We start from the raw sequence: 24,221 nt of genomic DNA, 5'->3' as shown, positions 1-24,221 counted from the left end.
TTATATGTATCAAAAAACACCTCAATTAGATGAATAGAGATTACATCATTCACTTTCTCTTTTCACGCCTAATTAAGTTGCCATTTGCATCATAGTAATGATAAATGATTCTACCATCCGGAGATGTTATCGTTTCCATCTTGTTGCTGGCATCGTATGAATATATCGTCGCATGTGCTTCAGTATCATAATGAATGGATATCGTCCAATTCGTACTATCGCATTGATTAGTACCGTTCGTATTAATTACAAAATATAAAACCCCGCCTTCGCTTATCGGCAGTACGATATCATGATCCACTCCAGCATCATTGTTATAATCCAGCTTCGCCTGCCAAACGGGAGTGAAGCCGTTGAAAATGGTTGCTTTGACACCATCGCCACATGCTGTATTACTTTTGGCTGCATGTCCGCTCACACGCACCGAACCTGACTTTGGAGCCACCCATTTTCGGACGGAATCAGACTTATCGGGATGCTGCATATTATGTGTAATGATCGAAAACGGATATTTTCCTCTCCACAGTTTTTCGCTAGAGTCCCATTCCATATCCTCATATTTGGAGTCTTCCAATTCTTGATAATACCAATTAGACTGCCCTTGTGCCGGACTAAATCCAGAAACGGATGAGTAAGTTAGATCAGCATTTGGTACCATATAAGTGATTCGCGGATCCCATGATGTACCGTCACAATCCGCATTGTCATTCGAAGCTACTAGAAAACGCAACTTATCATCTGCATGAACAGTCACATCATGTTGGACTTGGAGGCCTTCTGCATCATCAAATCGAACAGGCGCCGACCATACGACTTTGTTGTTTTTCTGAATGGATGTAATGATTCCATTTCCGCACTTCGTGTTCTCCTTGGCCACCTTTCCCGAAATTCGGATCAGTCCGGATTCCGGTGCGGTCCAAGTTCGTACAGAGCTTAGATCGGTTGGATGATGAAAAGAACGGCCTATGAGCGAATATCGATTTTCCCCCTTCCACACCTCCTCCTTCCCATCCCAATTTAGAAAGGAAAAAGTCCCCTCCTTACCCTCTTCATAATACCAATTGTTCTGTCCTTGAACGCCACTAAATCCTTCAGACGCAGAATAGGCTAATGAAGTGTTCGCGTCTAGATAAGTGATGCTTGGATCCCAATAGGTACCGTCACAATAATTGTTCTGTTCTCCCTTATTCACGATAAAGTAAAGTGCTTCACCAGAGTTAATGTGCGTCTCATAGTTTGTAGTTACCCCGTCGATGTCGTTATACTCGATATAGGTCGTCCAAAGTAATCTCGTATTTTTCCGAATCTCTACTCTTACGCCATCCCCACATCCGGGATTACTCTTTGCTACGCGTCCATTTATACGAATTAATCCACTTTTGGGCGCTACCCATTTCCTTGCAACATCCGTTTCATCCGGATGATGGATGCCTGCCGCAATGATGGTAAAGGGATGACTCCCCCTCCATAATTGTTCTGACTCATTCCACTTCAAATTAACGTATTCTTCCCCATTCCATTCTTGATAGAACCATTGATTCTCCCCTTGAATGGAACTGTAGTCTTTACTAGATACATATGTATTTTTGTATTGTTGAGCAAATAGGCTGTTCTCGCTATAGATAAAAATAAGAATGAAGAATGCAAGCATTACCGTAATTTTGATAAATGCTCCTTTTGATCGCAAAATATCTGACCCCCCTTTTTTAAACGATTAATACCTGATTCTAAAGGAACTTTACTATTAATTTTCATAGCTTCATATAATAGCATTATTTTCCCTACTGCACATTTATTATTTATTAGCATTAATTTGTATAAAATGGATATTCAATGGCTCTTTTATCTCTTTATATCATCAACTCACGTTATGTTTTAGCAGTATATAGGTAACTATTCTTTCACTATCTTTCTCCGCACCTGATTGCCATTAGCATCATACTCAATTTCAACTATCTTTCCATTTGGATAAATGATTCGCTTCACTTCATTACTTTGATTATATTCATAACGGATAAAACTAAGATTTCCTTCACTGTTAAGCAGATGTAGCTTTGTGTGATCTATGTCCAAATAAGCCCCAACTTCGCCACCAACTCCAAATCGGATACGAATGGATGCAACATTCGGCTGAACAACAAACCGAGTATAATGTGCTTTCCAATTCCAAGCTCCATTTCCATATACGTTATGAATTTCCCCTACGTTATTCCCCTGTGCGTCTGCTTGGATAATACTCATCTCAACTCGTCCCAAAGGCAAAGCATACCTTAAATAAGTGCTGAGTTCATACGCAGATCCCCCAAGGACGGGAATAGAATCCGATAAAGCATACATAAAGGATTCCTTATCGTCTAATCCATTGAATAAACGATAATGATATTTTCCATCTATAGGTTCATATGGGGCTATTGTAGCAAATGGATTTGTGCTGGTACCGTTCCTCCATACTGTCTCCCAAAAATCAGGTAGATTGTTAGAATTCTCGTCTTTCTCATATCCCTCGTTAATATCAAGCTGAGTTAACTCTACCTTATCAACATCCAAATAAGCACCGACTTCGCCACCAACTCCAAATCGGATGCGAATAAACTTGGTGTCTGGATTTAGAACAAAGCTATTGTTTTTTTCATTCCATTTCCATCCGCCGTTATTGTAGGTGTAATGAATTTCCCCATTGTTATTCCCTTGTGCGTCTCCTTGGATAATACTCATCTCAGCTCGTCCCACAGGCAAAGTATATCTTAGAAATGCTTTAATTGTATAAGCTGATCCACCCGTAACAGGAATCTGATCAGATAGCACATACTGATAAGATTGTGCATCGTCGTCCCCATTGTATAACCTATAATGAAGTTTACCCTGTACTGGTTCGTATGGAGCTAATACTGCGTAAGAATTCGAACTTTCCCCGTTTCGCCAAACAACTTCCCAAAAATCAGGCAACTGATTATGGTTGGAATCCCTCTCGAAATCACCATTTATGTCAACCATATTAGAATATGAACTACTGTTTACCTGATTAGCAACAGTCCCCAAAGCCATTGCAACTTTTGTACTTTCATACGTACCTCGTTCAAAGTTTTCTTGATTTACAAGCACTTTCTCTGTGAGACTAGCACTAGCGGTGCTTGAAATCAGAAAGGAACTTAACATTATCGTCACTATACCCATTAAATAACTTTTTTTAAAAGCTAATTTCACAACATTTCCCCCTTCTCTTTCCGAAGTATTTAGTATATAGTCTATAAGGCCTATTTAACAGTTATTATTTCCCACAATAGAAAAAGAAAATGGAACGCATTCGACTCGACTCTTTCCAATAGTCATATTAAAATTTACAATGAATTTACTTACTAACTATATAGGGGGTTCTAATGTTCTGATGATTAAAGTGTCTAAAATGGCTATCGCTTTTCTCTTATTATTTGCTTGTCTTATTCCAAATGCGATGGCGGACAATGGACAGAGGCGTTTGTTGAGTAATACGTTCGAAAGCCACGATAATGATAGCCTTGGAATGGTAACAGCATATAGTGCCAATGTCGGAGGTTATTATTCAACAATTCCTCCTGAGGCCTCTACTGTGAATGGCGAACTGGGGATCCAGCCTCATAGTGGAGTTGGATATTACCGCGTCGCTGGTCAAGACAAGAGCAATTCGGAGAACAGCTTCATTTACTTCAAGCTATATACGAATTTGAACTTAAGTATCCACGAAGGAATGAAATTATCCTATTGGGTCTATCACTACCAGTATACACAAAGTAAAAGAATGGCGATTGATCTCGTGTTCGAAGATGGGTCTACTTTGCGAGATAGCGGCATTACAGATACAAGAGGGCAGCGAATGCACCCTGCATATCGGAATGATCCATTAAATCAGTGGGTTCAAGTCGAGGTCGATTTATCTCCACACACAGGAAAAACAATTAAGGAAGTACTTGTCGCCTATGACGACCACGAGGCTTCGGAGACCGGGTATTTCAGAAGCTACTTTGACGATCTCAGCATCGCACCTTCCCAAGATTTAAGCGCCCAGATCGTCTCGAATACCATTCCAGATTCGATGCTACCAGGCTCTACGCATGAGGTATCGGTTACGGTCAAAAATACAGGAAAAAGAGAATGGTCGGAAGCAACCGCCGTTCGCCTCGGAGCCGTTGACGATAGTGATCCATTTGCCATTGGCAGACACGTCATTCCTAACGGTGGCACCGTAAAATACGGTGATACCGTGACGTTTACCTTCAATATGGTCGCTCCGGCATATGAAGGAGTATTGATCACCGACTGGCGAATGGTTCAGGATGGTGTCGCATGGTTTGGCGATATGATTAAAAAGGAAGTCAAAGTAGCTCATATCCCTAAGCCCTCTATTGCAAATCATTATTATACATATAACTCGGCAAATCAGCTGCTAGATGCACTGCATACAGATTACCGAATCGAATATGTCTATGACATCAATGGGAACATGCTTAAAAAAATGAAAACAAATAACCTGCTTCCGAACGCAAGCTTCGAGCAGGGAACTTATTTCTGGAATTTCAGCCCGACTATGGCCATCTCAGCACATTTGTCGCATGAAGGCTCACATAGCATTCGCTTTTATTCGGATACGCCCATACGTGGTACTTCAAGCGACAGCTACTTCATTCCGGTTAAACCAGATACGGAGTACGAGCTGCGAGCTAACATTTACAACAACTTGAAGCAGGGTAGCTTCTATGTGGACACCTATGAATTCGACAATCAAAACATCGGTGTATATGATGGGGATGCAGCATTGGTTCACCAACAAGGACAATGGGGACAAGCTTCTGTTAAGATTCACACGAAGCCGAATACGACGAAAATAATTGTACGAGTTGTTGCCGATTCGGGTGCCGTCGGAGAGGCTTTTGCCGATTCGATTTCACTTGTTAAGAAGTAATCTTGAATAACAGTATTGTCACAAAAACATGAAGAAGGATGGTACACGACCATCCTTCTTTTTCTTGATTTTATTGCAATGCTTATCTTCCATATATCTCTTGTTTTTACTTTATGCGTTGAAAAATGACGGAGTCTACAGTTACTTTCCCGGAGGCTTTGTCTTCTGATGCTAAGAGATTAAAATGGACTCTAGCTCGCACCGTATGAGCTGGTGGCTTTACTTGTACCTGAACACTCTTCCAGCTCGTATTGTCACTGTACTCGAATGGCGTTTCATTTCCTATAAAATTATTATTAACGTCAAAATAGTGCATGATGACCTGAAACTTAGCCTTACTTAGATTTGTAATTGCAATTTGACTGCCTAATGTATAAGGCTGACCACCTGTTACGGCTACGTCTTGGAAAAACGTATGCATTCCATCTTTAGGTATATTAGAGATGCTCATTTGCTGTGCATGCTTACCACTGGACACAGGCGAAGTTACTACCCGATAGTTTGCCTTTACCCCTGCAGATTCCCAATTGTCCCAGCCATCTGCGACCCCACTCGTTCTTGTATTCGTCTCAAATCCGGGGTTGATTAGTAAATTGCTCCGCTCCCCTTTTTGGAATGTCACGGAGTCCACCTTTACGATTCCTGATGCATTGTTGTCAACCGCTAGAACATTAAAATGAACTCTGGCTCGTACTGCCTTGGCTACGGGACGCACTTGTTCATTAATGCTTAACCAGCCCGTGTTCCCACTATATTCAAATGGCGTCTCATTCCCTATAAAATTATTGTTGATGTCAAAATAATGCATAATGACCTGAACTTTGGCTTTGCTTAGATTTTCTGTCGCAATTTGACCACTTAAGGTGTAAGGTTGGCCACCTGTTACGGCTACGTCTTGGAAGATCGTATGCATTCCATCTTTAGGTATATTAGATATAACCATTTGCTGCGCTTGTTTCCCACTTGACACCTGGGAGGTAACTACTCGGTAATTGGCTGGTACCCCTGCAGATTCCCAATTGCCCCAGCCATCTGCGACCCCACTCGTTCTTGTATTTGTCTCAAATCCGGGATTGATGAGTAAATTGCTCCGCTCCCCTTTTTGGAATGTCACGGAGTCCACCGTTAGGGTTCCTGATCCATCGTTGTCTAAGGCTATAATAGTAAAATGAAGTCTGGCTCGCACTGTCTTGGCCACAGGTCGCACCTGTTCATTTATACTCAGCCAGCTTGCATTTCCTCCATATTCAAATACCGTCTCGCTTCCGATGAAACTATTGTTATTATCAAAATAATGCATGTTAACGATTAATTTTGCTTTGTTTAAGTTAGCTATTGTAATCTGGCTGCTTAATGAATAGAGTTGACCATCACTTACTGATATGTCTTGAAAAAAGTTAGCCCCCCCATCTTTCGGCATATTGGAAATTTTCATTTGCTGAGCATGCTTACCACTGGATACGGGAGCAGTGACAACTTGGTAATTGGCTTTTACTCCTGCAGATTTCCAATCTCCCCAGTTATCTGCGACTCCATTCTTTCCCGTATAGATTTCAAATCCGGAGTTCATCAGCATATTAATATTTTTATGTAGTAGATTCCCATTCACGTCATATTGATATTCTACAACGGTTCCATCCGCTAGCTTCGTATTTACTAGCCGCCCGGAACTATCATAAACATTTACTGCCGTTTTCTCTGCGGCAAATCCTTTAGTTTGACTGATTGTTAGCAATGTAAGACTTATTAGAACTAGCACGAGCATGAATTTCGATGGTCTAAAACTACTCATATTCTACATTCCCCTTTTCCCAATTGTAAAACCGATATAGTATTCGTAGTCCTCTAAGCATCATATTCTTGATGAAATAACTTTTGAATAATACTTAATAAATTCGGTTCCCCCTGTTTAATTACAATACACCAAAATAAATTGTCATTTTTAATGGCTTTCATTATATCCTCTATTTGTATAGTGAAGAACCATATTATGCTTAGTGCTGTCTTATTTGGTTGACCACAGTATGGTATTATCTCTCTCAGTTATTAAAGATTCAAGAACAAAAACAACCAATTTAAGAGTTACCATAGCAAAGAGGCCCACGAGTCCATGAGCCTTCTTTGTTCCTATAATTTAGTTGTTCTGCACATCAAGTACACTGGAGTCCATATCCCATTATTCCATATCTATAACCCTTAATATATTTCCGTTCTTATCGTAACGATAGTATTTGTTCCTGCCATCAGCCCCGATCCACTGCATCAAGCGACCATTTTTATTATACACGTATTCATCCAAAACCCTTGTTTTGTTTACTTTAATGCTTTTCAATTCAACAGGATGTTTTCCATACCAGTAAACTCTGAATTCCAGTGCGTGCCCCGGATGTTCATTTCTGAATTGAACATTTAAATCTTGAAAATGATTGATAATAAACTGCTCTTGATATACATCCTTCTGCTGAATAATCTCTCCTGTATCAGCATCGTATATGTCAAGCCTTACGACAGGATCTTTGCTATCACTGCTATTCTTTAATTTCATCGACCAAGTGCTTATCCATGTCCCGATTTCCATACCTTTTTCATAGGGCCCGAAACTCATATATCCTGATTGATCCTGTTGAGGCTCCACAACCCATGCATTCTCAATAAGCTTTCCTGTTCTATGCCCCATTGCCGGATCAGACATATTCCACACTTTCCCGAATGAACTTGGATACGTTCCCTTCATTTGAAGGTTCCTCATTTTGATAAATGCATTGCCATACCAATAGGTCCGGAACTCCAATCGGTGACTCGGGTTTACTTGGACGAATCTCAAATTAAAACTTTTATATTCATACGGACGCTCAAATTCTTGCCGTCCGATCTCACGGAAGGATAGGATCTCATCGGCATCAACATCAAACACCTCTAAACGAACTACTTTTGCGTTATCTGCCGAATGATTGTCGATCATTAATGGCCAATTGATTTCCCATGACCCCACAGGCATATCCTTCACGTAAGGTCCAAAAGTCAGAAATCCTTCGCTGTCTTGCTGCGTATTCGCTGACCAGCCCTCTTCATCCAATCTACCAGTTCCGTGCCCAATCACAGGCTCTGATAAACTCCATGTTTTCTTATAGACTATATTTGTAGATTTGCCTATGGATATATCTTTGGCCGTAACCTTGGCTACCCCGTACCAGTAAATCCGGAACTCTAATCGGCAATCCGTTGATATATTGTCAAATGGAATTTCGAAATACTGCGTTACATTAGAATAGAGGAATTGCTGCCTCGTCACTTCCCGTGACGATAAAATCTCATCTGCATCGGGATCATAGACTTCCAAGCGAACTATTTTCGCATTATCCGCAGAGTTGTTATCGATTATCAATGGGAAGCTTACCTTCCATGCTCCTAGGGGGAGATTCTTCACATAAGGTCCAAAGCTTAAAAAACCTTCCTTATCCTGCTGCATATTGGCTGACCAACCCTCTCCATCTGCTCTGCCAATTCTGTGACCGAGTGCAGGATCGGACATCTTCCATGATTTTATAAAATCCAATTTTGCTGCTTGATGGACAGCCACATGATTCACTTGAAGTGTGGTTTCTCCATACCAGAAAACCCTAAATTCCAATCGTTGTTTTGGTTTTGTTTTCATAAACTTCAAGTAAAAATCCTGATAGCCATGAGATTTAGAAAATTGATAGCCTGTAAGCTCTTGAAAAGCCAATACCTCATTAGAATCAGGATCATAAACTTCCAACCGAGCAATTTTAGAGGAAGCATTTATACTACTGGACACCTTCATAGACCACGTTGCAGTCCATTCTCCTATATCGAGATCATCTACATAAGGTCCAAAAACTAAAAATCCGGGCTTATCTTCTGGAGGTATGGCTATCCAATCATCTCCTTGTGCTTTACCCGTACGATGTCCGATATTCGGAGAAAGCATTCCCCATTTTCTAACCTTATCACTCGTTGAACCTAACTCAATATTTAGTTTAGAAGACTCTTTGGCATCTGCTGAATGCTGTATTAGCGAAGCCAGCGCGACCAACAAACAAATACAAACAATACATTTTACGATCATATGAATATGACGCAGCATTAATAGCAACCATCCTTATTTGTGATTTAATTAAACTTCTACTCTCAACTCTACAGGGCAGCCAAGAAAGTAAAAGAGCCATCTTCCTGCTAGATTATCGGAATAGCTGTCTACGTAAGTAGCGGAAGAATTCGTAAAAACAGCATACAAAAAATACATGCTCCAACCATTAATATGTAATCAAGTTTTGGGGCACACTATTCCCTGAAGATGCTGTCATTTATTTTGGGGCCAAGATTGAGCTTTCCGAATCTCAATCAACCCGTGATTCCTTGCCTGAAATCACCTTATACATGTTAGCCTGCACTTCAGATGGTGAAAGCCTGTAATTCCAAATTCTCATCTCACCAAGCTTGCCGCTAAATCGATATAGACTCTTATCGCTGTTTTCTGATATGAACGCTGACGTCGTCGCTGCAACAGAATAGGACGTATTTCCTTTAACTGCGGCTAAATTTTGCTTACTCCGTTAATGTATAATCATTATCAACCGCGTTAGGTATACCGTTATAGAAAGTTGCAGCTACGTGCACCTAACGATTACGTAATGTGGCCGAAGATATGCCTATAATGTTGCTTTCACCAGTGTTAAAATATCCGTCTGCAAACCAAAGTGCATAATGGGTATTCCATGAAAACGGCATGACAGAATTAGTTCCATCCCATTTCATCCAAAACTCCACCGTATTTTTAGCACCTGATGTTTGGTATACAGATCAATTCTGCATCATGCTCTGATCACTCCCCTTAAAATGGAGAGTAGATAACTTATGCGTTATGTTCCCGTTGTTGTCATAAACGAAGTCTATACTTTGTCCAGCAGTGGATTGAGCATCATTTAACCGTCCAGCCCCATCATATGAATACTTACTTTCAACATTTGCAGCAGAAGCTTGGACGTTACCAATCTGTAATACCATACCGCAAATAAATAAGATTGCACACATCATCAAAATGATGCGTTTATTCTGCCTTGCTAACCAATTCATTCTTATTCTCACCTTTCTAATCCAACCTCCCAAGCTATTTATTGCTACTCTATTACGTATCACCATATTGCACCAGTTAATATATGTTATTTCAAACGTATATACAAAGACTCCTATCAACAATCGAATTCGCGCTCTCTCTTTGGAGTTTAATTAGTAATGGTTGATTCCGGCAACAACCATTACCAGATTGTCTGCTCACTATAGTAGTCGGACTATGTACCCCTTAAGTTGCGATATTCTCTTTCTCGCCCTCCTATCAACTTGGAAGGACTGTTCGTTTCGATTTTATTTACAATCTCAATTTATTTCGGAGAAAATGTGAAATAGCGAAGGTATGGTATTTACATCAAAACACGGTGGCATCTGGTGATTTTGGAGTTATGACAATGAAAGAGGTTTGTCATAAAGGGGGATATTATTAAACACTTTATACGTGCGTACAACCATATTGGAAAAATATCATACGGTTCTTTCGGGACATGCCGCCCAATTCATTCGGCAGGGGATGGGGGTAAAAGAAAGACCTTGAAGGCGTTCCCCCTCAAGGTCTATAAATATCTATTGGCTTACTTTTTCGAGCATTGACTGTAATTGAACTAATCTTTGGCTCATACTTATGAAAGGGTTTATTTGGGCTAAGTCTGAAATAAATTTCTTCGTATTAATAATCACCTCTTCGATAAACTCCTCCCTTTTGACTGTAATGTCTCTCCATTCGGGATAAACTCGATTCTCTAAAGGCTTGGTAATGACATACTCACTAATGAAGCTGTCCGACTGAATCACACTCACAAGCAAGTCATTATCAGCAGAAATAAACTCAAGCCATGTATTGTAAGATTCTGTGTCCTTTATCGCTACATACTTCGTATCATCTATTAGCAGACATACTTCTAATAAATTTGATAACCAAGTTGAAATAATGTCAAAACCCTCTTCACCCTCTGCCAGTTCCCTATCATGGCAATAACCATAATCAACTGAATGTAGGTTTAACTGAAAGAAGCCCTCAATTCCCCCTTCCTTTTCAATTTGCTCTAAGTTCATTTTTTTCCAGTGACTCTCATCAACAATAATTCGGTATTTTATCTCAAACAAATTTGATTACCTCCCGAAATCAGCCGGAGTTAACTTATGTTGACCAAATGCTGTATCAAATTTCCCATCCTTGAAGAAAATTTGAATGGTCTCACCCTTATATGAGTAATTATAGTAACCATTTGTGAATCCCTTACTAATTGCTTCATTCGCGCCGTTTTGAACACCAGTTATAATATCTTCCTTAGTCCAACTAGCGTTAAAGAATGAGTTTTTATTCAACTTTGCTGCTAGTGCTTTATCCGAAAGATGCGGTACTTGGTTGGCAAAATCGCTCGCAATATGCTTTCCGATGTGTTGGATATTATTACTACTTAAAGTAAAACCACAATTAATGTTATGAACCCAAATCCCTAAACTGCTTACAAAGTAAGTATGGAAATCAGCAACTGTAAAGTTGTACACCTTTACTTTTTCATCATGATGTACAATTTCAATGTTTTCAATCTTTAGATGGTTTCCGTTACTTTGTACTAATTCATCTCCCACCTTCAAATCAATAGCAAGAACCCAACCCTTGCCTTCAACCCAAAATGGGTGATTATTAGTTGTCTCAATTAATTGATTGCCCACCGACAGCTTGTAGGTAGTATCTTTCTCGTTACGATGAAGGGCAACAACTTCCTTGTAAGCCTGTTCACCTGTCTCTTCATCCTTGGCGAGAACCTTATCTCCGACTTCAATGTCTTCGATATTCTTCTCCCCTTCGTCTGTTAATACCTTCGTCCCTGCAGTAAAGCAATTGCACTTTGCAAGTGCTTTTGTAACTTTACTAACTTTGGTTCCTGCTTTAATTATTTTTGCCGGAGGAAATAATCCCAACAACACAAGTCCCTTATCTGCTAATGAGCTATTAGGATCCAACATGGTATTTACATCATCTAGTACAAAGAAATTAGCGCCTTCAACTGCCAATGTTTTACCTGCTTCGGCCTGTGCTTTTAGAATCGTCTTGCATTGCCCCGGACTCGCTGCACACGTCATTGCAGGTGTTGGTGCCATCGGTATCCCAATATGTCCACTCGGATCTACGTATTTCAACGGATTATTCGATACATACGTATACAAATTCAAACTCAGCGGATTCTTGATTTCCCCTTCATACGTATCCTCATTAATAAACCGCCCTACACTTGGATCATACCATCTTGCGCGCAAATATTGCAGATTCGTTGCTGCGTCCCAATATTCGCCCGAGTAACGGAAAATGTTCGGAACCTGTTCCTCTTGTACCAATGGATTGCCCCAGATATCGTACGTATAGCGGTTCAATACATTGCCTTGTGCATCCCGAATCTCCGTAATGTCGCCGTGTCCGTTGGATACGTAATATTGCATACCTTGTCCTGGAACCTGACGAGCCAGTAGCTTGCCGTAATCGTCATGGACATACGATGCTGTAATCGTGATGCTGCCGTTCCCTTCCACCTTGCCTTCGGCTACGATTTTCGCCCGATCATCGTAGTAGTAACGGGTCGTTACGCCGCCTTCGGCGCGCTCCACCATCAGGTTATCCCCGTTGTAGCGGTAGCTGACAGCTTTGCCATCTTCTGTTGTCACTTGGGTCAGACGGTTGCGGCTGTCGTAAGTATAGCTTGCCCCCTTGATGTTCGGTACCTGATCGCTTTGCAGGGTGCTGCGGTTATCCCGCTGGTCATACGAATATGCCTCATTGAACTGACTTGATGTCTTGATTCGGTTCAGCGGATCGTAGCTGAACTGGAAGAACGCCCCGTTATCATTCTTCGCTATGATGTTGCGATTGTTATCATAGGTATAGCTGTAGTTTCCAAACAACGCATCTCCTTGCTTCTGCTGGATGCCCGTCCTGTTCATTCCATCATAGGAATAGACTTCATTCAGTCCGCTCGAAGACTTCAAATCAGCAATCCGATAGGAGTCATCATACGAATATTCAAATCGAGCCAGCTCTCCTCCGGTGCCATCCATTACTCTCATGCTCCTTGGCACTGAAATCGAGAAAAGTCGCTCCGTCTGACTTGCTAGGCGGTAGGCGCCCGACGCTATAGCTTGCTCTTCGCGCAATCCCCGCTTCTCATAATTGAATGACAACACCGTCTTGTCCGGATACGTAATGGATTCGAGTTCGCCCGATGGGTAATACGCATAGCTTGTTGTCCCTGTCTGATCCGTCATTGTCGTCCGTTTGCCTGTCGCGTCATAGCTATACGAAACTCTTTCGTCCGGCGCTACGACGGCCGTCAGGAAGCCCCGGCTATTGTATTCGAACTGTTGGATCTGTCCCTTCCGATCAATGCTTTTGATCACGCTGCCGTTGCCGTCATAATAGAAGCGTTTGCCTTGCTTGTTCGGATCGGTTTGCTCCAGCAGACGGCCGATGCCGTCATACCGCTTCTGCACGGTATTTCCGTCCGCATACTTGACTTCGACCATATCACCCGACAGATTATACCGATACCGCGTCGTCTTCCCTTCAGCATCCGTAACGGCGATCAATCGTCCCAGTACATCATACTCGTATTTCGTCACATTATGGTTTCCGTCGTAAGCTACCTTAACGTTCCCCGCATAGTCATATTCATAGCGAGCTAACAAAACTTCTTGACCCGACGACTTGATTTCTTCCTTCTTGATGACTCTACCCATAATGTCGTACGTTTCACGCATTCCATTATTTTCTCCGTCGAAGGTTGTCTTGGTGTTTGCCGCATCGTTATAGACAACGCGGTTCGATCTGGAACCAAATTTCTCCTTAATAATCCGATCCCAGGCGTCATACTCGTATTGAATCACGGATCCGTTAAAGTCCCCTTTGCGAATCAGCCGGCCGTTCTCATCATACGTGTGCTGAGCCATGCCTCGCCCATTCGTTTCAGCAATCAGGTTGCCGAGCGGATCGAAATGTTTCTCGATTTGCAGCCCGTTCGGATTGGTAATGAACATCTTATTGTTCTGATCATCATATACGACGGTCGTCTTCGTTCCGTCGGGATGAATTTCGGCGGTAATTCGTCCCAGCTTGTCATACGTATAGGAGGTCTGGTTTCCGTTACCGTCTGTATATTTCGTTGGAAGCCCGCTCTCCGGAATATATTCCATCTGACTTTTGACGAGTTCATTCTTGCCCTCTACGTTCTTTACCTCTACGGCTTGTTCGCTTAGATACATGCTCTTGAATTTAGGGCTGAAGTCTTGATAAATAGTCGTTTCCCCGACATCTCCCTTAATCCGAATCTTAATCGGGTTGCCGGCATAGTCATACTCATAGTTCAATTGTTGGACAATTTCGCCTCGATCATTTTTGGAAACGGCCTGCTTCAATCCCCCGCGATATCGATCGTATTCATATTCAGAGCTCAGCGTCATTCCCTGATCCATCGGCACACTACTACTCTTCATGCGGAACAGCTTATTCTCTACTACGTCTCTGTACTCATAACGGCTTGTTATGCCGATCGGATTCGTTTCCGAAGTCAGTTGTCCCCAATAATCATACTCACGCGTAGTAATACGAGGCGCAGATGCATATCCCTCTTGATAATGCGTCTCTTCAATCCGGGTCGGATTCGGATTCCTTCGGAATCTGTCATATGCATAATTGAACACCTGTCTATCATTTGTCTGTAGATCCTTAACTTCCGTTTTTGTGTTATAGATTGCCGAAGGTTTATCGTACGCAACAAACTGCTTCTCGTACGTATAGGTTGTCGTTTTGTATTTATCGTACACATCCACAGAAAACCTAAAATCCTGCTCGATGTACTTTCCTCCATCACCAATCCCCGCTCTATCTTTCACGTTACTATGATCCATTGTATATTTAAGGGTCATTTCATTCTTTTGTGTATATTGGGATGAACTATAGTAACTGCGGCGAGATTTATATCGCACCACACGTTCCTCCGCGAAATCTCCGATTTTCCGTTTAATCGTGCCATCAAATCCGTATTCCGTAATGGCTTTGGTCGGATGCTCTATTACGCCAAGTGCGATAACCTCGTTCTCTCCCCAATTTACCCTGTATGCTTCAGATCCTTCAGGTATTTCTGAATACGAGCTGACTAAATTAAAAAATAAGGGCTTCCATACGCCATAATCATACTTGGTCGAGCGACCCATTGGATCGATCACTTCTGTTAAAATATCCTGCTCCCGGTACAGATAATCGTTCTTTATTTTTTTGACTCTTTCTTTCTTATAGATCACCCTTCGATCTCCGCTTTGAATAGTAACTGTATGATTTCCGTTGTAGGAAATATTCATTTCATTCTTGCCTTGATAGTCTCTGGTCGAGCTTTTGATCTGATGCAGAACCCACCCTATGTCCGGCTGATACTTATATGAGAATTGAATGTAGTTTCCATCTGTGTCTTCGATGAAGATGAGATTGCCTATATGATTAAAATATTGGCTGACTCCCGTCGTCTTATTGAGGAGCTCATAAGAGGCTCGCTCATCGGACTGCAATAACTTATTTGACTCCATAAAGACCAAATCGCCGAGCGGATACCCTACCAAACGGTCACCTTCCAGCCCATATGTACCGACGCCCGAAATATAAATGTAGCCATAATTGTTAACCCACTTTAGATACGAGATATCCCAAATCCACCCCTTACCGAGATGAAAAATTTCTTCCTCCTTGGTCTCCCGCGTTCTGTTTCTACCGTTTTCATTCACATAGATATCGTCTTTCGCCAAGGAACTGTCGTAAATTCTCCGCAGCGCAAAATCCATGCCGTTCGGTCCCGGCATAACCATATCCGTTACTTCCACACGCAAAGAGCCGTCTACAGGCGAGATATGGTCGCTAACGGATCCGACGGAGTAAGGTGCTTGATCCAGCCGGATTGGTCGATTGCGGAGCGCTTTCTCATCGTATAGATTATTGCTAAGGAAGGCTAACGATCGCTTCTCACGTAATCCATACACTTGATCCGTCACCGACGGGCTCTCTTTCCCATAGACCTGTTCCGTTACGCTGGCTTGGTATACAGCCTCTGATACACTCTTCATTTGTTCTTGATGCTCGATTATCGGATCTGGAGCAGGCTTCGGATAGGTGCTGGTCATGAATTGCTCGTAGTCTTTTCCCTGCTGCTTTGCTTTTAACCCTTGATAGATTTGATGAAGCTCATAGCCCTTGAACAGTTCCTCTGTCACCAAATCCCTAGTCACGCCAAAGGTTTCAGTTAAGGAGGTAATCGTAATAAGCTCGTTTGGGTTTAAATCCGTGAATGTTGCGTGCGGATCATATACGCTATCATACACACTTGTAGTTACCGATGGATGATTTTCCTTGTTTGGAATATCAATCGATAACCTATCTTCTGCCGATATCAATGGTATGCTGGTGAACAATAAAGCAAATGCGAGAATAATTGACAACCATTTTTTCAAAATGTATCTCTCCTTATCAATTCTAAAATGGACTCGTACAATTGCGGCTTCTTCTGGCGGATTAAATTGTCCATGCAATCTAGTCCAGTCTATAGATTTATTAACATAGGCAGGTGTATTCGCCCCAATTAATCTATAATTTTGATCAAATAATGAATAGCTACGTAGAAGCCCGCGTTGTTCATTCGCTCGATTAACAATCTACCACTCACACTATATTTTTGGTTCGGGACAACTCGAACATCTTGATAAATATTCATAGAATCAAGTGAAATTTTCTGAGCATCGATTTTTTGAGCGTATTGTCCTGAAGATACCGAACTCTGCGTTACACGATAAGTTCCAACGGCTCCTTCCGACCTCCAATACTACCAACCAGATGCAACTTCCCCATTTCCGGCTGCCTCAAAGTCCCCGTTCCTAAATAAATTAGGATCTACAATTCTTCTGACAACGTCTCCATTCTTATCATAGATATACTTCACACGCATACCGCCAGAATCATTTACTGAATCTAACTGATTAGAAGTGTTAAACGTATATTGCTGTGAGGATAAAGCTTGGGCATTATGCGCAAATATCAGCAAGCACATACCTAGCGCATAAAAAAGTGAGGCTACGATTTTATTGTTCATCCATTCACCCCCTTATCTAATTTTGTTAATACACATAGATTAAATTGGAGCCGATGGCTGGCGTTTTGTACATTTCACTTTCAATTTCGATTGGATTTAATGCCCGATTCCAGACTTTCAACTCTGCTATATTTCCGTGAAATTGATATTGGGTATCATTATTCCAACCAGAGAAGTAAGCACTATCTGCAACATTTCTATTAGAGGCAGTCCCTATCTTCGCAAGAGTCTGTCTAACGCCATTGATGTACAACTCATTTTTGTATATATCTCCATTCGTGAATATTGCAGATACGTGAACCCACTTATTTACTAGCGGATCAGATGAGGTTCCATACAAGTCTCCATTGCCTGTATTGAAGCCAAATAATCGATCATTAAAGTACAAATCGTAAGAACTATTCGCCCAGCTAAAAGGCATTTCGATTTGGTTCCCATCCCACTTCATCCAAAATTGAACAGTTGTCTGGACATCAGGATTCGAATCCGCTTGAATGCCCGATAATTTCATTTGTTGAGATCCATTGAATTTCAATGATTGAACTGGTTCATCTCTTAGCTTCCACTCTCCAACCAAATCAGCTAATGCTACAGGATTTTTCGAAAACACACTGCTAGAAATTTCGGTTTGAGTTAGCTCCCGTTTCCAGATTTTAAGATCTGAGATTTGGCCTTTGAAGCGGTAATCTTCACTCTTTGCCCAACCTGAAATATTCGCAGTTTCCGACACCGATTTAATCAGTGATTGGCTGCCGTAGTGTTGCAACGTTTGCTTTGTTCCATTTACATAGATTTCACTTTTTGTAATGTCCCCGTTGTGAAAAATTGCTGTAACTTGAACCCACTTATTTGCGATACTTTCGGCTGGAAATCCAAATATGTCCCCGTTCTCCGTATTGAAACCAAACACATTACTATTAAGCCAAAGTGTATACCCAGAATGCCAGCTAAATGGCATCATATTGTCTTGACCTGTCCAGTACATCCAAAATTGAACGGTTGTCTTCGCATTATTAGCACTGCTAACTCCCTTGGCATTGATTGCAACTTTTTCTTTTCCTGTAAACGTCTTTTTCTCGGTGGGAATATAGCCACTTTCTGCAACATTTACAGCAGATTTTCGAATCAAGTTCCCATTTGCGTCATATTCATAAATGACATTGTTCCCTGCATAACTCGTACCCGCTGACAGCATTGTTACAAGAAATATTAGTAGTGATGATAGTATCTTTTTCATATGATTCCTTCCTCATCCAAATCTCATTGTTTAGTACTGCGTATACGATTACCGTTTTGATCGAAATCATATATAAAAATACTTATGAGTACTCAATCTATTACCTGAACATGCACCCATGCTACAGCCATCATATTCCCGTATTGATCAACCGTGTAGACATGCGTTATGTATGTACCTGATTCATTATTATGCTTGCCGAAAGGAATTCGGATTTTCCATACACCCGGTTTTACTTTTTCTCCTTTAATCCATGGACTTTCAAGATCATCTTGTCCATTGTGATCCGTCCATGTTGGAAATCTGACGTCATTAATGCTATTAGGGATTCCTTCTACTAAAATTTCATATGCACCGTCGCTTTTCTTTACTTCTTGTGGGGCCTTTAATTGAACGTTATTACCGCGAACCGTAACGATAAAACCATCTACAAACTTCCCATCCGCATAGACATGGGTAATATAGCTTCCCGCCTCCTGATTATGCTCACTATAGAGTACTGTTGCTTTCCATACTCCATTCGCTACTTCACTTCCCTCAATCCACTTCAAATCATCCTGACCGTTGTGATCAGTCCACGTTGGGAATTGAACCTTCGAAGTATTATGATCCAAACCATAGATGGTGATATCGTAGGACACACTTGATAGATTCGTCTCGATCGGATACTGAGTTCCACCCGTCACATCTACCAATGCTCCACCAAGCATCATGTTGTTTCCATATTTGTCGAAGCTATAGATATGTGTGATATACTTTCCTGTCTCATAATTATGCTTTTTGAACGGTATCGTTATTTTCCATGTACCGTTGCCTTGATTGACTCCTCTAATCCAAGGTTGCTCCAGATCGTCTTGGCCATTTGCCTCTGTCCAAGTTGGAAACCTAACTTCACTTACATTTTCGCCTATGCCATCTATGTAAATATCGTATGACTCGTCCTTCAATGATGCTTTTTGTGGACTGCGCACTTTCACGTTCATGCCCACATTAACGATTGTCGCTGCAACCATACGATCCCCATCATAAATATGAGTAATATAAGAGCCTGTTTCCATACCGTGATTTTTGAAAAATACAGTCGCCTTCCATACTCCGTCTGACACCTTCGTTCCCTTGATCCACTCCGTATCATCCTGGCCATTATGCTCTGTCCATGTAGGGAAATAGATCTGTTCAGCGTTACTTCGTATCCCTCTTATATAGATCTCATAGGAATGAGCCGATAAATTAATTGTCGGTTGTATCGACAGGTTTACTTTTTTCCGATTCGTTTGGTTTCCGTTAGAATCATAAATGTAAGACATATAAGTTCCGTCTGATAGAAAAGCAGCGATCAATTTTCCGTCAGAATCATATATGTAATCGTTCTTCTTCGCATCAGTCGACAAATTAATAAACACAAGCTGTGATTCCTGTTTCCCTTCTTGCGCAAGCGCTTTCTCACCTCTAAAAATGTTTGCCCCAACCATAAGAACAAACATTATGGTTATGCAGAAGAGTAGTTTCTTGGCATCCTTCACATATACCCCTACCTTATCTTTGATATATTCTATATTTACTATATCTACTGACCTACACAATTTTACAGACATTAATTTACATAATTATTAATTAGCGGGTATTATTTTGGAGTATTTTGCAACATCGTGTTTCTTTTTATCACCACTTGGAAGCGTTTCTATGTATACTATGCTCATATATTCATCATTGGAGGTTCAAAGTGAATGAAAAAACTGTTTTGCATATTACTTTTGCTATTTGGATGGGCTCCTGCAACAATTACTTCAGCCTTTGCTTCAGAGATAACAGAATTTGAATATGATGCCAATAACAAATTAGTGAAAACGATTTCTAACGAAACCCAAACAAAATATGAGTACGATAAGAACGGAAATATGATTGGCAAGAAAATAATTAAAAATGCAGTAACGATTCCTAAGAATCTAGTACGCAACCCTTATTTCAAGGAAACGATGGAAAACGGCGAGGCGAAAGATTGGAGAACAGAAACTTGGGGTGCAGCAAGCAGCAGCTTCTCTATTGTAAAGTTCGAAAATACAAATTTACAAAAAATAACTGGTGAGGGTATCGTCAACAACGGTATTGTTGCCGTTAGTCAGATCATCGATGTCGCCGCAGACAAAGAATTCGTTACAAATACTACATTAACAATAGAACAGTTAAATCATGCAAAGGTTCAATTGTACATAGACTTCATTGGAGCGGATGGATCCTATGTTGGAGCCAACGTCACGGAGTGGGATAAGCTTACAAATGGTGGATTCATCACTCTAACAAATCATGGCCGAGTTCCTGCTTCGGCCAAGAAAGCAATCGTGTACGCCTTGCTGCGTGCAACAAATGATGAGGGTTCAGGAATCATCAATGTAGATTAGATTCCATCCGTTTTGCATATAGCTCTGATCACAATCTAGTATCTAATCCCTCATTCCAATCTGAGGTTGGTTCTGAATTAGCAGATGATTGGAGAAAGATATGGAGTACCGGCAAATCAATCTTCGAAACCGCTCGATTTGAGAACAACCCTGTCCAGAAAATTTCTGCATCAGAAATGGGAGTCAATGACATGGTTGCTGTTAGTCAAACGATAAAAGTGGAGAAAAATCGTGACTTTACGATTAGCGGATTATTTCAAGTTGAGCAATTGAAAGGCAGCAAGGTTCAATTATATTTGGACTTTAAAGATGATAAAGACCAATTTATAGGCGCCAATATTACAGAGTATGAATATCCAACACATGGACAATTTATCGTTCTTTCCAATTCAGGGACAACCCCTGCAAATGCAGAGAAGTTAGTCGTTTATGCAATCATACGAAGTTTGACAAATCAGTCATCCGGCAGCATGTATGTCGACTCCATTCACTTCCAATACTCAAGTGAACGAAATTTATTATCTAATCCTGAATTTATGATTTATCCCGATCAAGATGAAGTCGGCGATGCTTGGAATAAGGGCGGTTGGTTGCATGAGCAAAGTAATTATCAAATCAAACGTAGCAATCAACAGCATATGCAAAGTATTTCGGGATCTGGAATTCAAACAAATGGTGCACTAACCATCTTTCAAAATGTAAAGGTCAATCCAGCGAGGAGTTTTGAAGTAAGTGGAGCTATTCATGTAAAACAATCGGAACGCGCTAAAGTTCAATTATATATCGATTTTATGGATGTTAATAACCAATTTATCGGGGCAAACATTACGGAACAATCTCAACCGACTACAGATTTTGTAACGTTGCGAAATAACGGGCAAGTCCCTCAAGGTGCTGTACGTGCTCTTGTATACGTAATTATAAGAGGAACCGATAATCAGGCTTCTGGCAGTATAGACATTAAAAAGCTAGTATTCAAATACAACTAGCTATATTCTTTATTTAAATAAGAGAAGTCCAGCCTAAATGGTCGGACTTCTCTTTTGAATTTACTCCATCCACTTCCTAATTAGATTCCCGTTCTTATCATACTGAAAATGCAATTGCTTACCATCCACAAGTGTTAATCGTTGCAGTTTACCAGAAGAATCATACTGATATTGAACATTGCCTCTCCACTTTTGAAAAGCACCAAATCGGTCGCCCCTCGAGAGTGACACCCACCATTCTCCGTTGTCGAAGTACACAATGGAATCGGCTTTGCCATCTCCGTTCACATCTCCTACAAATTGCTGGCTTGATCCTTCTCCATAACCTGCTATCCATCTTGTATAGGCATCAAAACCACTTCCATTTGAGAGTGACACCCACCATTCTCCGTTGTCGAAATACACAATAGTATCGGCTTTGCCATCTCCGTTCACATCTCCTACCAGCTGTTTAGTAGAACCAATTCCATGGCCTTCTATCCAGTTCGAATAAGCTTCGAACTTATTCCCGGTTGACAGCGACACTATCCACTCCCCGTTGCCATTATAAACGATAGAGTCCTCCTTTTTGTCCCCATTCACATCAGCAAAAAAAGACATACCGAGAGATGCATCTCTACTCCCTATGGGCATTCCGTATGCTACGGGATAAAATGCACTGTTATACAAAATACTTATAAAAATAAATAATTCAGGTAACCGTGTCACTCGCATTTTAACTGATCTCCTTTATGTTCTCGAACAACCAGATTATTTTTTGGATATTTTTATATCATCTATTGAAATCTCTCCACCATGTCGAATCCCCCAAATTAAATAATAATCACTGTGAGAGCCTGTAGTAAACGTAATGGTCTTGGTTCTAACAATGCCTGGTTCTTCGTTCCATGTTGTAAATGCCTTGTCATCTGCATAAGACTTGTATGCAGCCCTCGCCAGAAAATAAAAATACCCATCCTTATTTTCAATCTTATTTATTATCTTGTATGAGAATGAGATGGAATAGGTCGTATTAGGGTGAAACGCTACTTTGTTTAAATCTGTATGTAAGAACTCGTTCCATTCCTCATTTGGTGTGGAGATGCCAAGCCCTGAATATTTGCCTGTTATTACTTTAGCTGGATCGTTGGTTATTCTTCCTATATTTCTATATCCCGCAACAAAATCAGAAGCTAAAAAAGTCCCGCTCTCAAAAGAGTTGTTAAGCTTAGTTATTGTGATATCATCAATCGCAATGGCTCCACCGAAGCGTTGTCCCCATATCAGATAATATTGTTCGAAAGGCCCTGTAGTAAAGGTGATTGTTGTTTCTTCCACATCTCCTACTTGTCCTTTCCATGTGGTAAAAGATTTATCATTCGCATAATCTTGACCGAAGGCTCGAGCTAAAAAATAAAAATATCCTTCCTTATCCGGCAAATCAATAATTTTATATTTGAATGTAACGGAATAGGTCGTATTCGGCTCAAAATATGCTTTTTTAAAATCTGAATGCAAGAATTCATTCCACTCTTCGCTTCTAGGGGCTCTGCCGAGAATCGATTTACCACCTGATATTACTTGATTAGGATCTGTTGTTACTGTTGCTCCTAGAGGTCCTCCAGTTTTATAAGTTGTATCTTCTAGTTTATCTCCTTCGAATGATTCTGTTTCTTTTTTAATTCTTATATTATCTATCGTTATTGCCCCACCGAATCTTTGACCCCATATTAAATAGTAGTCATCAACAGAGGCAGTAGTAAACGTAATTGTTGTCGTATTGATGGTTCCGTTATCATAATCTTGCAGTTTGGTGAACGCCTTATCATTGATAAAGTCCATATTGGCGCTTCTCACTAAAAAATAAAAATATCCATCCTTCTCAGGCTTGGACATTATTTTATATTTAAAAGTAATAGAGTACGTTGTATTAGGTTCAAATTTAATTTTACTCCGATCAGAATGCAGGAATTCATTCCAATCTACCGAGCCATCTGCGGTTCCGTATGCAGAGTATGCTCCTTCAATCGTGTAGTTTGCATTATTGGTGATTTTTTGTCCTATGTAATCTGAATTCTGATATGATCCGTGTTCAAATCTTTCAATATCATTAAGCTCGATATGTTTGTTTACCATATTTCCATTTGCATCGTAAAAAAACCTTTCTATGAGATCCATGCCCCATTTTCGAAAAGGCATTTCAATGATTCGGTTATTTGAGTCATAAATATAATTTGCTTGTCCATTCTTCAGGCGAGGATCTGGAACAATTCTTGTCGAATCCATTGCAAATACGGCTATCCCGTCAACACTTAATAATTGTGAAAGTAACATTATCCCCATAATGAGTACGATACATTTTTTCCCCATTGATACCTCTCCTCAAATACAATTGATTATGTTCTAGTAGATGTGTTATCACGACTCGATTAATAGTAATTATCCTAACGTACTAGGTTGTTTAGT

General features: G+C 40.7%; 15 protein-coding genes. 3 read left to right on the top strand and 12 right to left on the bottom strand.

All coding sequences use genetic code 11. The annotated features are described in order from the left end of the window. Positions 1-49: 49 nt before the first annotated feature. Both BP95_RS0107075 and BP95_RS0107070 read right to left on the bottom strand, forming a co-directional pair. Positions 50-1,687, bottom strand: a complete 1,638-nt coding sequence (locus BP95_RS0107075; RefSeq protein WP_028531769.1) for a hypothetical protein — start codon at positions 1,685-1,687, stop codon at positions 50-52. 206 nt (positions 1,688-1,893) lie between these two features. After that, positions 1,894-3,204 (bottom strand): hypothetical protein, encoded by a 1,311-nt coding sequence (locus BP95_RS0107070; RefSeq protein WP_028531768.1) that lies wholly within the window; start codon positions 3,202-3,204, stop codon positions 1,894-1,896. Between the two features lie 181 nt (positions 3,205-3,385). Between BP95_RS0107070 and BP95_RS0107065 the strand changes: the two genes are divergently transcribed. Then, positions 3,386-4,936 (top strand): NBR1-Ig-like domain-containing protein, encoded by a 1,551-nt coding sequence (locus BP95_RS0107065; protein ID WP_028531767.1) that lies wholly within the window; start codon positions 3,386-3,388, stop codon positions 4,934-4,936. A gap of 106 nt (positions 4,937-5,042) precedes the next feature. Here the strand turns inward: BP95_RS0107065 and BP95_RS0107060 are convergent, their stop codons facing one another. The 8 genes from BP95_RS0107060 to BP95_RS0107025 form a co-directional block, all read right to left on the bottom strand. Continuing rightward, positions 5,043-6,728, bottom strand: coding sequence for an RHS repeat domain-containing protein (locus BP95_RS0107060; protein ID WP_028531766.1), 1,686 nt, complete (start codon positions 6,726-6,728; stop codon positions 5,043-5,045). Between the two features lie 384 nt (positions 6,729-7,112). Further along, positions 7,113-9,044 (bottom strand): RHS repeat domain-containing protein, encoded by a 1,932-nt coding sequence (locus BP95_RS0107055; protein ID WP_028531765.1) that lies wholly within the window; start codon positions 9,042-9,044, stop codon positions 7,113-7,115. A gap of 716 nt (positions 9,045-9,760) precedes the next feature. Then, the gene (locus BP95_RS0107050; RefSeq protein WP_028531764.1) at positions 9,761-10,033 is read right to left on the bottom strand and encodes an RHS repeat protein; all 273 of its coding nucleotides are present in this window, start codon (positions 10,031-10,033) and stop codon (positions 9,761-9,763) included. A 561-nt stretch (positions 10,034-10,594) separates the two neighbouring features. Next, positions 10,595-11,134 (bottom strand): hypothetical protein, encoded by a 540-nt coding sequence (locus tag BP95_RS0107045; RefSeq protein ID WP_028531763.1) that lies wholly within the window; start codon positions 11,132-11,134, stop codon positions 10,595-10,597. 6 nt (positions 11,135-11,140) lie between these two features. Further along, positions 11,141-16,516 carry a polymorphic toxin-type HINT domain-containing protein gene (locus BP95_RS0107040; protein ID WP_028531762.1) on the bottom strand — a complete coding sequence of 1,792 codons (5,376 nt, stop codon included), beginning with the start codon at positions 16,514-16,516 and terminating at the stop codon, positions 11,141-11,143. Between the two features lie 368 nt (positions 16,517-16,884). Then, complete coding sequence (locus BP95_RS0107035; RefSeq protein ID WP_028531761.1) at positions 16,885-17,151, bottom strand: hypothetical protein; 267 nt, start codon at positions 17,149-17,151, stop codon at positions 16,885-16,887. Positions 17,152-17,176: 25 nt separating this feature from the next. Further along, positions 17,177-18,388 (bottom strand): LamG domain-containing protein, encoded by a 1,212-nt coding sequence (locus BP95_RS0107030; RefSeq protein ID WP_028531760.1) that lies wholly within the window; start codon positions 18,386-18,388, stop codon positions 17,177-17,179. Between the two features lie 92 nt (positions 18,389-18,480). Continuing rightward, complete coding sequence (locus BP95_RS0107025) at positions 18,481-19,791, bottom strand: GBS Bsp-like repeat-containing protein (RefSeq protein WP_231515065.1); 1,311 nt, start codon at positions 19,789-19,791, stop codon at positions 18,481-18,483. Positions 19,792-20,115: 324 nt separating this feature from the next. Between BP95_RS0107025 and BP95_RS0107020 the strand changes: the two genes are divergently transcribed. Both BP95_RS0107020 and BP95_RS0107015 read left to right on the top strand, forming a co-directional pair. Next, positions 20,116-20,787, top strand: coding sequence for a hypothetical protein (locus BP95_RS0107020; RefSeq protein ID WP_028531758.1), 672 nt, complete (start codon positions 20,116-20,118; stop codon positions 20,785-20,787). A 191-nt stretch (positions 20,788-20,978) separates the two neighbouring features. Then, the gene (locus BP95_RS0107015; protein ID WP_028531757.1) at positions 20,979-21,776 is read left to right on the top strand and encodes a hypothetical protein; all 798 of its coding nucleotides are present in this window, start codon (positions 20,979-20,981) and stop codon (positions 21,774-21,776) included. A gap of 60 nt (positions 21,777-21,836) precedes the next feature. Here BP95_RS0107015 and BP95_RS0107010 read toward each other — a convergent pair whose 3' ends face one another. Both BP95_RS0107010 and BP95_RS0107005 read right to left on the bottom strand, forming a co-directional pair. After that, entirely contained in the window at positions 21,837-22,490 is a 654-nt protein-coding gene (locus BP95_RS0107010; RefSeq protein ID WP_028531756.1) for an FG-GAP-like repeat-containing protein, read from the bottom strand. Between the two features lie 36 nt (positions 22,491-22,526). Beyond that, positions 22,527-24,125, bottom strand: coding sequence for a hypothetical protein (locus tag BP95_RS0107005; protein ID WP_028531755.1), 1,599 nt, complete (start codon positions 24,123-24,125; stop codon positions 22,527-22,529). Between the last annotated feature and the right edge of the window lie 96 nt (positions 24,126-24,221).

It is taken from the genome of Paenibacillus sp. UNC217MF (genome assembly GCF_000686865.1).
GTDB classification, from domain to species: Bacteria; Bacillota; Bacilli; order Paenibacillales; family Paenibacillaceae; genus Paenibacillus_B; species Paenibacillus_B suaedae.
Note: the sequence above shows the minus strand (reverse complement) of the source record. Positions and strands in the feature narration are given on the sequence as shown.

Coding starts and splice junctions, on each gene's coding strand:
- BP95_RS0107065 (WP_028531767.1), top strand. CDS start 3,386: ATGATTAAAGTGTCTAAAATGGCTATCGCTTTTCTCTTATTATTTGCT.
- BP95_RS0107060 (WP_028531766.1), bottom strand. CDS start 6,728: ATGAGTAGTTTTAGACCATCGAAATTCATGCTCGTGCTAGTTCTAATA.
- BP95_RS0107055 (WP_028531765.1), bottom strand. CDS start 9,044: ATGCTGCGTCATATTCATATGATCGTAAAATGTATTGTTTGTATTTGT.
- BP95_RS0107050 (WP_028531764.1), bottom strand. CDS start 10,033: ATGAATTGGTTAGCAAGGCAGAATAAACGCATCATTTTGATGATGTGT.
- BP95_RS0107035 (WP_028531761.1), bottom strand. CDS start 17,151: ATGAACAATAAAATCGTAGCCTCACTTTTTTATGCGCTAGGTATGTGC.
- BP95_RS0107030 (WP_028531760.1), bottom strand. CDS start 18,388: ATGAAAAAGATACTATCATCACTACTAATATTTCTTGTAACAATGCTG.
- BP95_RS0107020 (WP_028531758.1), top strand. CDS start 20,116: ATGAAAAAACTGTTTTGCATATTACTTTTGCTATTTGGATGGGCTCCT.
- BP95_RS0107015 (WP_028531757.1), top strand. CDS start 20,979: ATGGTTGCTGTTAGTCAAACGATAAAAGTGGAGAAAAATCGTGACTTT.
- BP95_RS0107010 (WP_028531756.1), bottom strand. CDS start 22,490: ATGCGAGTGACACGGTTACCTGAATTATTTATTTTTATAAGTATTTTG.
- BP95_RS0107005 (WP_028531755.1), bottom strand. CDS start 24,125: ATGGGGAAAAAATGTATCGTACTCATTATGGGGATAATGTTACTTTCA.